The sequence below is a fragment of the Mesorhizobium sp. CC13 genome, assembly GCF_039907765.1.
Classification (GTDB): domain Bacteria; phylum Pseudomonadota; class Alphaproteobacteria; order Rhizobiales; family Rhizobiaceae; genus Aminobacter.
Genome location: NZ_JARDJI010000002.1, coordinates 283,663 through 295,453 on the forward strand (window position 1 = coordinate 283,663; position 11,791 = coordinate 295,453).

Here is an 11,791-nt window from a genome sequence, read left to right on the forward strand (position 1 = left end):
ACTTGATGCCTCGCCGACCCGGCAGAAGAATATGTTCGTTTCTGTTTCGAATTGATTGCGCTGCGACGCAGGCGTGTTTCATTGCGAGAGCGAAACTGAAACAGACGCGTCGCAGGCTTTCTGGCTCAATGGCCGGGAAATACGGTCGAACGGGGCTGTCGCCTTGGTTCGCCCTCAAGGGCAGGCCAACCGATATCCTTCTGCACTTCCGGCGGAAGCTGGTTGAGCGAGCGGACGATCTGGGCATCGCGACGCGCCTTGCGGATGGCCGCACCATAGCGGCCAATCGTACTCATGATCGACATTACGTCTTCCTTTCATCCGTCCGCCGGTGCGGGCATCAGCCCCACGGGCGGCGTTCGATGATCGGAATTTAGTTCGATCTTGTTTCGTATCGATTTCGTTCCATCAGCAACTGCTGGTGGAACAGTTACGTTGCGGAAACACGTCCGCAACACCATCATATCACGAAAATTGCCGTGCGGACGTTGCGTTCAACGCTCAGTCGCGGACGCGGCGGGCGGCGCGTTCCTCGCGCGAGCGGCGTCGCGGCGCGGCTGCGTCGGCATCGCCTTCGCTGACCGCCCTGCGCGGCGGCAGCTTGACCTGCTCGGCGAGCTTGGGGAATGGATCGACCTTGTTGGGCAGAGCCATGGCGTTGACGAAGAGCTGCTGGAAATGCGGCTCGAGTGCGGTCTCGATCTTTTCGATGCGTCCCACCTCGACTTCGATCTCGCGGCGATGGTTGCGGTTGAGCAGCGCCATCAACGCGCCGGTGCCGGCAGCGTTGCCGACCGCCTTGACCTCGGCGAGGTCGCAATCGGGGATGAGGCCGAGCACCATTGCGTATTTCGGGTCGATGAAGGAGCCGAAAGCACCGGCGAAGCGGATGGTGTCCACCGTCTCCACGGCCTGCTTTTCCATGAGCAGCTTCACGCCGGCATAGAGCGCCGCCTTGGCCAGCTGGATGGCGCGGACGTCGTTCTGGGTGACGGTGATGCGCGGTTCGCCCTGGCGGCCTTCGCGCAGCAGGTAGGAGAAGGTACGACCGTTCGGGATGATGCGCGGGCTCTTGGCGGCGAGCGCGCCGTCAATGACGCCGTCTTCCGAGATGATGCCCGACAGGTACATCTCGGCCACGACCTCGATGATCGCCGAGCCGCAGATGCCGGTCACGCCCGTCTTCCAGGAGGCCTCGTCGAAACCTTCCTCGTCCGACCATTGCTCGGTGCCGATCACGTGATAGCGCGGTTCCAGGGTTTCCGGGTCGATGCGCACGCGTTCGATGGCGCCGGGCGCCGCGCGCTGGCCCCCCGAGATCTCGGCGCCTTCGAAGGCCGGACCGGTCGGGGAAGAGGCGGCGACGACGCGGTTCCTGTTGCCCAGCACGATCTCGGCGTTGGTGCCGACGTCGACAAGCAGCATCATCTTGTCCTGGCGATAGGGGCCTTCGGACAGCGTGGCACCTGCAGCGTCGGCACCGACATGGCCTGCGATGCAGGGCAGGGTGTAGAGCCTGGCGCCCTGGGAAACCTCGATGCCGACCTCATGCGCCCAGAACTGCAGCGCGCCCGACACGGCCAGCGCGAACGGCGCCTGGCCGAGTTCCGTAGGATCGATGCCGAGGAACAGATGGTGCATGATCGGGTTGGCGACGAAGACGCAGTCGTAGATGTCGTTGCGGTCGACGTTGCCTTCCTCGCAGACCTTGCCGATCAGCGAGTTGACCGCCTCGCGCACGGCCTTGGTCATGGCCTCGCGCCCGTCGGGGTTCATCATCACGTAGGAGACGCGGCTCATCAGATCCTCGCCGAAGCGGATCTGCGGGTTCGACGTGCCGGAGGACGCGGCGATGCGGCCGGACAAGAGCGATACCAGATGCATCGCGATGGTGGTCGAGCCGATGTCGCAGGCGATGCCGTAGGCCTCGTTCTTGAGACCGGGGAACAGACCGATGATGAAGGGCCGCGACGTATCCATGTCGCGGTGGACGACCGCGGTCACTCCCCACTTGCCGGGGCTGACTTCGGGCTGGTCGGGCAGCTTGGTGCGCAGGATCTTCTGGATCTGAGGAATGAGGTGGGGGGCGATCAGCAGGTCCTTCCAGCCCCAGTCCTTCTCGAGAGCCGCCTTCAGCCGGTCGAGGTCGCCGAGCGGCTTGTGCATGTCGGGTTCCTCGACCTCGACGTAGCAGAGCTGGACGGCGGCGTTGCGCTCGATGACGCGGTCGGTCGCGGCCTTGCGCACCACCTGGGCGTTGATGACCGTGTCCTGCGGCACGTCGATGACGAGGTCGCCCTGGATCGTGGCGGAGCAGGAGAGGCGGCGTCCCTCGGGCAGGCCGCGGACGCGCTCATAGCGCTCCTCCTTCGGGCCCTTGGGCGAGATGTGGTCGAGCGACGACACGATCTTGTGCTTGGCGAAATTGCCTTCCTGCACCTCGATCTGGCAGCGGCCGCAGGTGGCGCGCCCGCCGCACACGCTTTCGACATAGACGCCGAGCTGGCGTGCGGCGTCGAGCACTGGCGTTCCCACCGGGAACCGGCCGCGCTTGCCCGAGGGCATGAAGAGGACCAGCGGATCTGTGATGTTGGCGGGAGAGTTCATGGCATGCTGCTTTCCGAAATGCATTCAGGGGCGCTGCTCGATGGCGCCCCTCTCTGTCCTGCCGGACATCTCACCCACAAGGGGGGAGACTGGATTTCACTGCCGCCCCACCTCATTTGCCGAGGTTTCAGGAGAAACGACGACAAAGCGGCCGCCTGATCTCCCCGCTTGCGGGGGAGATGTCCGGCAGGACCGAGGTGGGCGACGTAGAGCACAGGCTTATCCGATCATCCCCTTGCCATCCGGGCCTCGCGGCCGCCGCGGCGGCGTCCGCCTGCGGCTCCGCCGTCGGTCGGCGATGTCACGGCGACGGGCGCAGGCGCTGCGTGCTCGCCCGGCTTGTAGTCCTTGTAGGTCTTGATCCAGGTGGTGCAGTGCTCGTCGGTGCCGTTGAGCACGTTGGCGCCGCGCACCGCCTCCATCTCCTGAGGGCGGCAGGGGTTCATGATGGCGGACGTCATGCCTGCGCCGATCACCATCGGGATGAAGGCGGAGTTGATGCCGTGACGGTGCGGCAGGCCGAAGGAGATGTTCGACAGGCCGCAGGTGGTGTTGACCTTGAGCTCCTCGCGCAGGCGGCGCAGCAGCGCAAACACCTGGCGGCCGGCGTCGCCAAGCGCGCCGATCGGCATGACCAGCGGGTCGACGACGACGTCATGGGCGGGAATGCCGTGGTCGGCGCAACGCTCGACGATCTTCTTGGCAACCGCGAAGCGGACGTCCGGGTCCATCGAGATGCCGGTCTCGTCGTTGGAGATGGCGACGACCGGCACGTTGTACTTCTTGACCAGCGGCAGGATGGCCTCGAGCTTCTCTTCCTCGCCGGTGACGGAGTTGACCAGCGGGCGGCCCTTGGCGACCTTGAGCGCCGCCTCGATGGCTGCCGTCACGGAGCTGTCGATCGACAGCGGCAGGTCGACGAGGCCCTGGACGATCTCGAGAGTCTGGACCAGGAGCGCCGGCTCGGTCGCGTTGGGGTCGACGGCGGTCACGCCGGCATTGACGTCCAGCATGGTGGCGCCGGCCGCGGCCTGTTCGAGTGCGTCCTTGATGACGGTCTCGAAGTTGCCGGCAACCATCTCGGCCGCCAGCTTCTTGCGGCCGGTGGGATTGATGCGCTCGCCGATCACGCAGAAGGGCTGATCGAAGCCGATGATGATTTCCTTGGTTGCCGAGGCAACGATCGTGCGGGTCATGAATCCTCTCCGTGAGATATAAAGATTTCTTTATATCGTTATCTGTTTTAGTTCAAGCGCGAAGGTCGCCCGGGGGCGTCAATGCGCGGATTTCACCATCTCGACCTGGGACTCGGTCACATCGTCGTGCAGCAGGTGGTCGAGCCGATCGGCAACGATCTGGTCGTCGGCGCGCGCTTCGCGCCTCCATGGGCTGCGCGACTTGAGCACGCCCGATTCATCGACGATCTCGGCTACATATTCCTCCTGGCGATACGCCATGACGTGGACGCCCGAAACGCCGGGAATTTCCTTCACCTCGTTGATGATGTCGATGCAGAGCTGCTTGCCTTCCTTCTTCTGGTCCTGGGCGCCTTCGAGCCGCTTGATGACGGCGTCAGGGATATGGATGCCCGGCACGTTGGAACGGATCCACTTGGCGGTCTTCGCCGAAGCCAGCGGGCCCACGCCGCAGAGGACGAAGACCTTTTCGGTGAAGCCGAGGTCGCGCGCCTTCTGCATGAAGGTTTTGAACATCGGCACGTCGAAGCAGTACTGGGTCTGCACGAACTGGGCGCCGGCGGCGATCTTCTTGCCCAGGTGGATGGGCCGGAAATCGTAGGGCGGGGCAAAGGGATTGACGGCCGCGCCCAGGAAGAGCTGCGGCGGCGTGGTCAGCTTGCGGCCCGACAGGAACTTGCCGTTGTCGCGCATGATGCGGATGGTTTCGAGCAGCGACATGGAGTCGAGGTCGAATACCGGCTTGGCGCCCGGCTGATCGCCGGCCTGCACGCCGTCGCCGGTGAGGCAGAGGATGTTGGCGACACCCATGGCGGCCGCTCCAAGGACGTCGCCCTGTATGGCGATGCGGTTCTTGTCGCGACAGGCGATCTGCATGATGGGCGCGTAGCCCATGCGGGTGAGCAGTGCGCAGATGCCGACCGAAGACATGTGGCAGTTGGCGCCGGAGGCATCGACCGCGTTGATGCCGTCGACCCAGCCGTCGAAGATCTTCGCCCGCTCGTAGACGTCCTGCGGATTGGCGCTGTCGGGTGGATTGAGCTCCGTGGTCACGGCGAACTCGCCGCGACGAAGCACGCGCTCGAGGCGTCCACGCGACGAATGGCCGGGCAGGGGATCGAGCGGCAGTTCGATGCCCTCGGGATTCTCGTCGGGGTGGCGCGGGCGAGGCGGGGTCATGCGACTTCCTTCGTTGCGGCTTCGCTGGCGGCAGCCGCCTGGGCCGTAACCCGCAGCCAAGCCGAGGTTTCGCGCAGCGACTGGTCGACCGGCTTCTGGACGTTGAGGATGGCGTCGCCGTGGGTCATGTTGCGCGAGCCCTCCCAGGCCTTCACCCAGACGCAGGGCATGTCGGGCTCGACCTCGCAATTGCCGTTGGCGCGGACGCCGCCGCAGGGGCCGTTGCGCAACTGCTTCGGGCAGTTCATCGGGCACGACATGCCGGTCGAGGACAGCACGCACTGGCCGCACATGCGACAGTCGAACATGAAGCCCTTGACGTGTTTCTCGACGAATTTCACGGGGGCCTCGACGCGGCCGTAGCCGATCTTCTTCCACAGCGGATGAAGCGTCAGGAAGGCGTCGGCGAAGCGGCCGTAGAACCACTCGAGAAGGCGCGAATGGCGTACGGACCAGAGCCGCACGGTGTAGCTGCGCTGGACGCGCCGCTGCGGCGACACGTCCGCAGGCTTGTAGTCGCTCTTGGGCGCAGCTTTCTTGACCAGCGTCGCCTGGGTGACGACGGGGTGTGCCGTCGAGTTGGTTTTCGGCTGAGTGTCAACCATCGTCCTTGCCGCCTGCCTTGACGAGAGCGACCAGCCGCTCCCGGGTGAATTTCGCATCGAGCTCCGCCATCGCCTTCTCGGCCTCGGCCTCGAGGTCGTCCCCGACCGGGACGGGATCGGCCTTGCGCCACTCCGCCAGATAGGCATCGGTGTCGCCGGCGCCCGTGCGCATCGCACACATGTCGATCGCCTCCGTGAAACGCAGTGGCAGTTCGCGCTTGGCGTTCTGCCGGCCTTTCTTGACGATCACCTGTGCGGGGATGTCGCGCCAGTAGACGATGATGAGATCGGCCATTTCAGTCTCGCTTTCAGTGTGTTGAGCATTGCCGCAACCATTGGGGTGCCGCTTGTTATGGGACGACGCGCGCGCATTCAAAAGCGACGTGTGTCGGTGTCGCGAAGAGGACGTGCGACGGCGGTTCGGGCGGAGCCGAATCCGTCGCGTTGGATTTTGCCGTGAAGGCGCAGGCGATTGGGAAGGAGAAGCATGTGTGCCGCGGGTGGGCGGAGCCCGAGGAGCGGCTCACCCCAGCCAGGCAAGGAAGGCGTGCGTGGCGAAACCGGCTCCGCCAACGACCACTCCGATGACGGCCAGCGATGCCGCGCCGACGACGCTGCCGACGGCAAACAGGATGCCGTCCCGTTCCGACAGCGCCAACCCCAGCAAGGCGGTGGCGAAGGCGGGCAACCAATTGCCGAGCGGTATCGGCAGGGTGATCGAGACCGACAGGATGAGCGCGATGAAGCCGATCACCCGGTCGCCCTGCCGGCGCCAGAACGGCCAGTAGCGCGGCCGGACCACTTCCTCGAGGCGGATGAGCCGCGGGATGATCCAGTCGGTGACTATGCGGAACTGTTCTGCGCTGAGCGAGCGCCTGGTGATGAAGCTCGGCAGCCAGGCCCGACTGCTGCCGAAGGTCATCTGGGCGGCCACGATCAGCAGCGGAAGTCCCAGAACCGCCGAGGCGCCGGGAGGGAGTGGAAGCAAGTTGAAGGCTGCGAACAACACCAGAAGCGGCGCGAAGCTGCGCTTGCCGAGCGTGTCGCGGATGTCGCCGATCGAAACCTGGTCCTTGGCGTCATGTGCGAGCTGGGCGAATATTTCCGAAAGCCGACGCCCGCGCCGCCGACGCGGTGCGGCATCGATCTCTCCCCCCTCGAAGCCGTCCATGTGCTGCTTCATGAACCCTTTCGCCCAGCTGCGGCACGCCTCTCGACGCGCCGTCCCCATCGCAGTGTGCGACCGCCAGGTTAATCCTTGATGACGCCTGAAGGCAGCAATGTGATGCCGCCGCGCGCCGATTGCAACGTCAGCGGCGAAATTCCAGGATGTCGAGCTTGGATTCGTAGTCGGGGGCAGGGAACTCGATCCGCCACGCGCTCGGTCCGGTGCGGAAGGCATAGCCGACCTGGTCCGTGTCGGGGCCCTTGCCATAGGCCGCCGGCTTTTCACCGGCGACGAAGCCGGAGCCGAGATAGATCAGGCGGGTGTCGCCGTCGGTGTAGAAACGGCCTTTCGTCCGCTGCGATCCACTGAGCTTCTCCAGCATCCAGCCGGAGCCGTCGTCGCTGACCCGGCAGCGGAACCAGTCATAGACGACGAGTTCGCCGATGCCGCCCGCCTTGACGGTGCGGCATTGCCAGGCGCCGGTCATGTCGAAATCGGAAAAGGACACGGGCTTCTTCGACACGATCGCATCGAGGATGGCGACTTCGCGCGCCAGGCCGGCCTTGGCCTCCTGAAGCGCTTCCTTGCGGGTGGCGTCGTACGTCTCCAGCCTGGCCTTGTCTGCCGGCGTCATCAGCTTCTGCACCACGCCGTCGGCCAGGGCTGTGGCGGCGGACAGCGACAGAAGGGCGGCGAGCGCGAGTTTGCGAACGATCATCGGATTCTCCCCTGGCGCCCGGTCCAGGGGAATCGGACGCCCTATTGATCTGCGGCGTTCGAGGCCGCCTTGGCAAGGGCCGAGGGCATGTCGCCATAGCCCGTGGCCCGGCGCTCGTAGACGAGCCCGAGCATCTTCGCTGCGTCCTCGGCCACTTTGTCGAGCGCCGGGTCGTCGGTCTGGGCGAGATAGATCAGCTTCTCGTAGTTGCCGAAGTAGTCGGTGACCAGTTCGGGATGCCGGTCGAGGCCGAGCGGCCTGATGAAGAATGCCTCGAACTGCCGGCAAAGGAAGTCGGTCATGTAGAACGACATCATGTCGGCGTCGGCGACCTGGGCGTAGGCCGCGGCGCCTTGATAGAAGGCGAAGCAGTGCGGGCCGGCGATGCGTTCGACGCCATGCTTCTCGCAGACGCGGTCGAGCAGGCCGCCGGTGCCGCAATCGGCATAGCCGACATAGATGTGCGCGTAGCCCTCGGCCTTCGCCTCGGCGATCGCCTTGTCCATCGCAGGGGCGATGCGGTCGGGATGAAAGTGGAACTCGGCGGGCAGGCAGGTCAGCTCGAGGTGTTCCAGACCCAACTGCTGCTTGACCGCCAGAATCTCGCGCGCGATCATGCCGCAGCCTATGACCAGCAGCTTGTCGGCAGATTTCCGTTGTTGTGTTCGCGGCGTGCCCATGCAAACGGTTCTGCGGGGTGGGGTTCAGGGGCGAATCTACAGAATGAGGGAGACACCGTCCATGAAACTGTCACGTCTGGCACCGATCGTCGTCATCGCCTGCGCGCTCGCGCTCGCCTCCTGCGCCAACACAATTCGCGGCGTCGGCAAGGACGTAAAGGGCACCGCCAACGCCATCGAGGACACGGTCAATTAGTTTCGGCCGCGACGCGCCATTCTCGTTTAGATCGTGACGGCAGGACCGCGCTGCAAGGCGCGGCCCTTTTTCGCTGATGGCAGATCAGGCGGAAGCGCGCAGGTTGTGCTTGCGCTTCATGTAGTCCTTGGCGGTTTCGACGGCGACCGCGGCGTCGCGGCAATACGCGTCGGCACCGACGGCCTTGCCGAACTCTTCGTTGAGCGGGGCACCGCCGACGAGCACGACATAGTCGTCGCGGATGCCCTTTTCCTTCATCGTGTCGATGACCACCTTCATGTAGGGCATGGTGGTGGTCAGCAGCGCCGACATGCCGATGATGTCGGGCTGATGCTCCTCGATGGCGGCCAGGTAGTTCTCGACCGGGTTGTTGATGCCGAGATCGATGACGTCGAAGCCGGCACCTTCCATCATCATGCCGACGAGGTTCTTGCCGATGTCGTGGATGTCGCCCTTGACCGTTCCGATCACGAGCTTGCCCTGCTTTGGCGCGCCGGTGGCGGCGAGCAGCGGGCGCAGGATCGACATGCCGGCCTTCATCGCGTTGGCCGAGAGCAGCACTTCCGGCACGAACAGGATGCCGTCGCGGAAGTCCTCGCCGACGATGCGCATTCCTTCGACCAGCGCCTCGGTCAGGACCTTATAAGGCTCCCAGCCGCGCTCCAGCAGGATGTTGGTGCCTTCCTCGATTTCCTCCTTGAGCCCGTCATAGAGGTCGTCGTGCATCTGCTGCACGAGTTCGTCGTCGGAAAGCTCGGAGAGGATGATTTCGTCGTCGGACATCTTTGGGGGCTCCCTCGGGCAGGCCAATCAGCGGCGTGCGGCTATCGCGCTATACCTAGCTTGTAAGCGCCGCAAATCCATAGCTGATTTGCGACTTCCTGCAAGACGAAAGCGACTGACAATCTCGCGGATTTCTTGTCGAATTTGCGACAGCTCTTGGCGCTGACAAGCCGTTTCGCTAAGGGTGCTTGGCTACGATCCGGCAAGGAGCCGCCGAGGGCGGTGCAAAACGGATTCAGGGAAGAAACGATCATGAGCGAGAACCCGTCACTCGATCAAGAGCAGGCAGGCGGCAGGCGGGGGCGCGGCGACCGGGGCGGAGCGGCCGCGCGGCGCGCGGCTCGCAGCGGCGGCGGCCCGGGCACCCAGCTGACCTACATCCGCCGCAAGGTGAAGGTATACGAGGTGCTCGACGAAGAGGGCCTCGCCCTCATCGAAAAGAACGCCGACACCGTGCTCGAAGAAATCGGCATCGAGTTCCGCGACGACGCCGAGGCGCTGCAGCTCTGGAAAGAAGCCGGCTGCGACGTCAAGGGCGAGCGGGTTCACTTCCCCAAGGGGCTGTGCCGCGAACTGCTGAAGACCGCGCCCTCCATCTATACCCAGCATGCGCGCAATCCCGAGCGGTCGGTGCAGATCGGCGGCAATGGCACGGTGTTCGCGCCGGTCTACGGCCCGCCCTTCGTGCGCGACCTCGACGGCAACCGCCGCTATGCGACGATCGAGGACTTCCGCAACTTCGTGAAACTGGCCTACATGGCGCCGTCGATCCACCATTCGGGCGGCACGGTGTGCGAACCGGTCGACGTACCGGTGAACAAGCGCCATCTCGACATGATCTATTCGCACATCCGCTATTCGGACAAGCCGTTCATGGGCTCGGTCACGGCCCCCGAACGCGCCGAAGACACCATCTCGATGGCCAAGATCGTGTTCGGCGACGATTTCGTCGAGAACAACACGGTGCTGACCAGCCTGATCAACGCCAATTCGCCGATGGTCTTCGACGAGACCATGCTGGGCGCGGCCAAGGTCTACGCCCGGCACAACCAGGCCTGCATCGTCACCCCGTTCATCCTCGCCGGCGCCATGAGCCCCGTGACGGTGGCCGGCACGCTGACGCAGGTGCTGGCCGAAGTGCTGGCCGGCGCCTCGTTCACGCAGCTGATCCGCAAAGGCGCGCCGGTGCTGTTCGGCACCTTCGCCTCGTCGATCTCGATGCAGTCGGGTGCGCCGACCTTCGGCACGCCGGAGCCGTCCTTGGTGTCCTACGGCGCGGCCCAGCTTGCCCGCCGTCTCGGCCTGCCGTTCCGTACCGGCGGCTCGCTGTGCGCTTCGAAGGTTCCGGACGCGCAGGCGGCCTATGAAAGCGCCAACACGCTCAATTCGACGCTGCTCGCCGGCACGAACTTCGTGCTGCACTCGGCCGGTTGGCTCGAGGGCGGTCTCGCCTCCTGCTACGAGAAGTTCATGATGGACATCGATCAGCTCGGCATGCAGCAGAAGCTTGCCGAAGGCGTCGATCTTTCGGAGAACGGCCAGGCGATGGACGCCATCCGCCAGGTTGGTCCGGGCAGCCACTTCCTCGGCTGCGACCACACCCAGGCGAATTTCCAGTCGGCCTTCTACCGCTCCAGCATTGCCGACAACAATTCCTACGAGCAGTGGCTGGCCGAAGGCCAGAAGACTGCACCGCAGCGTGCCAATGAGCTCGCCCGGCGCTGGCTCGAGACCTATGAGGCACCGTATCTCGATCCGGGCATCGACGACGGCCTCAAGGACTTCATCGCCAAGAAGAAGGAGTCGATGCCCGACGCCTTCACTTGAAGGGAGCCCGTTACAGGCGGGGCTAAAGTCGCCAACATCATCCACAAGGAAGTCTGGCGGAGCGCATTCTCCGATCCGGACCGGAAGGGGTGATGTCCGACGACGGCGGCCCGACCGGACAAATCGCCGCCGCGCTGGCCGAGCATGGGCTCATCCCGCGCGGCGGTTTTGTCTTTGAAGACGGCGAGGATGCGCCCTCAGGCCCGTCCGGGCAGCCGGCCAGATCCTTGCTGTTGATAGGGCAGGCGGGAGCCGCGCCCTGGAGACATTTCGAGCGCTGGCTGGAGACCCAACCGGCAGGTTTCGAAAACCCTCTGGACAGCTGGTCGCGACAGGTGATCGGACAGGTCGCGAAAGACTTCGGCGCCCGTGCCGCCTCGCCGTCGGACCGGCCGCATCTGCCCTTCCAGCAATGGGCGATGCGCGCCGAGGGACTGCGGCCTTCACCGCTCGGCATCCTCATGCATCCCGAATACGGGCTTTGGCACGCTTATCGCGGCGCGCTGCTGTTCGATGTCGAAGTCGAAACTCCGGAAGTTCGCGAACAGATTCATCTTTGCGATCTATGTGTTGGAAAACCCTGCCTTAAATCCTGCCCGGTGGGAGCCTATTCGGGATCCGGATTTGCGTATGAAGACTGCCTCGCGCATGTGCGGGCTTCAGCGGGTGGCGCTTGCCGCAGTCGTGGTTGCCTGGACCGCAACGCTTGTCCCCAAGGTCTCGCCTATCGGTATCCGGAGGCAGTGCAGGCCTTCCACATGAAGAGCTTTGCCGGCCTCCGATCGTAGCAGTTCGTTTGGCACAATCGGTGCGTTTGCGGCGATTGACGTAC

13 protein-coding genes are annotated in these 11,791 nt (G+C 64.7%); 3 read left to right on the forward strand and 10 right to left on the reverse strand.

What is annotated here, in order from left to right:
* Nucleotides 1-125: 125 nt before the first annotated feature.
* The 9 genes from PV773_RS04435 to PV773_RS04475 form a co-directional block, all read right to left on the reverse strand.
* Entirely contained in the window at nucleotides 126-305 is a 180-nt protein-coding gene (locus tag PV773_RS04435) for a hypothetical protein (RefSeq protein ID WP_347965176.1), read from the reverse strand.
* A gap of 196 nt (nucleotides 306-501) precedes the next feature.
* Nucleotides 502-2,607: an ASKHA domain-containing protein gene (locus tag PV773_RS04440; RefSeq protein WP_347965177.1), complete on the reverse strand. Its 2,106-nt coding sequence runs from the start codon at nucleotides 2,605-2,607 to the stop codon at nucleotides 502-504.
* 227 nt (nucleotides 2,608-2,834) lie between these two features.
* Nucleotides 2,835-3,803 (reverse strand): methyltetrahydrofolate cobalamin methyltransferase, encoded by a 969-nt coding sequence (locus PV773_RS04445; RefSeq protein ID WP_347965178.1) that lies wholly within the window; start codon nucleotides 3,801-3,803, stop codon nucleotides 2,835-2,837.
* Between the two features lie 78 nt (nucleotides 3,804-3,881).
* Complete coding sequence (locus tag PV773_RS04450; protein WP_347965179.1) at nucleotides 3,882-4,982, reverse strand: methylenetetrahydrofolate reductase; 1,101 nt, start codon at nucleotides 4,980-4,982, stop codon at nucleotides 3,882-3,884.
* Nucleotides 4,979-5,587, reverse strand: coding sequence for a methylenetetrahydrofolate reductase C-terminal domain-containing protein (locus PV773_RS04455; protein WP_347965180.1), 609 nt, complete (start codon nucleotides 5,585-5,587; stop codon nucleotides 4,979-4,981). Before PV773_RS04455 ends, PV773_RS04450 begins: the two co-directional genes overlap by 4 nt.
* On the reverse strand, nucleotides 5,580-5,882 hold the full coding sequence (locus PV773_RS04460) for a virulence factor (protein ID WP_340038925.1): 303 nt from the start codon (nucleotides 5,880-5,882) through the stop codon (nucleotides 5,580-5,582). The genes PV773_RS04455 and PV773_RS04460 overlap by 8 nt, the downstream gene beginning before the upstream one ends.
* Before the next feature lie 228 nt (nucleotides 5,883-6,110).
* Complete coding sequence (locus PV773_RS04465) at nucleotides 6,111-6,770, reverse strand: exopolysaccharide biosynthesis protein (protein WP_347965181.1); 660 nt, start codon at nucleotides 6,768-6,770, stop codon at nucleotides 6,111-6,113.
* A 127-nt stretch (nucleotides 6,771-6,897) separates the two neighbouring features.
* Nucleotides 6,898-7,473 carry a DUF4893 domain-containing protein gene (locus PV773_RS04470; RefSeq protein ID WP_347965182.1) on the reverse strand — a complete coding sequence of 192 codons (576 nt, stop codon included), beginning with the start codon at nucleotides 7,471-7,473 and terminating at the stop codon, nucleotides 6,898-6,900.
* 41 nt (nucleotides 7,474-7,514) lie between these two features.
* The gene (locus tag PV773_RS04475; protein WP_347965183.1) at nucleotides 7,515-8,153 is read right to left on the reverse strand and encodes a DUF1638 domain-containing protein; all 639 of its coding nucleotides are present in this window, start codon (nucleotides 8,151-8,153) and stop codon (nucleotides 7,515-7,517) included.
* Between the two features lie 61 nt (nucleotides 8,154-8,214).
* Here PV773_RS04475 and PV773_RS04480 point away from each other — a divergent pair, with 61 nt between their 5' ends.
* Nucleotides 8,215-8,349 carry an entericidin EcnAB gene (locus PV773_RS04480; protein ID WP_340038929.1) on the forward strand — a complete coding sequence of 45 codons (135 nt, stop codon included), beginning with the start codon at nucleotides 8,215-8,217 and terminating at the stop codon, nucleotides 8,347-8,349.
* An 84-nt stretch (nucleotides 8,350-8,433) separates the two neighbouring features.
* Here the strand turns inward: PV773_RS04480 and PV773_RS04485 are convergent, their stop codons facing one another.
* Nucleotides 8,434-9,132, reverse strand: a complete 699-nt coding sequence (locus PV773_RS04485; protein ID WP_347965184.1) for a B12-binding domain-containing protein — start codon at nucleotides 9,130-9,132, stop codon at nucleotides 8,434-8,436.
* A gap of 252 nt (nucleotides 9,133-9,384) precedes the next feature.
* Between PV773_RS04485 and PV773_RS04490 the strand changes: the two genes are divergently transcribed.
* Nucleotides 9,385-10,959 carry a trimethylamine methyltransferase family protein gene (locus PV773_RS04490; RefSeq protein ID WP_347965185.1) on the forward strand — a complete coding sequence of 525 codons (1,575 nt, stop codon included), beginning with the start codon at nucleotides 9,385-9,387 and terminating at the stop codon, nucleotides 10,957-10,959.
* A gap of 92 nt (nucleotides 10,960-11,051) precedes the next feature.
* Complete coding sequence (locus tag PV773_RS04495) at nucleotides 11,052-11,747, forward strand: hypothetical protein (protein ID WP_347965186.1); 696 nt, start codon at nucleotides 11,052-11,054, stop codon at nucleotides 11,745-11,747.
* Nucleotides 11,748-11,791: the final 44 nt, after the last annotated feature.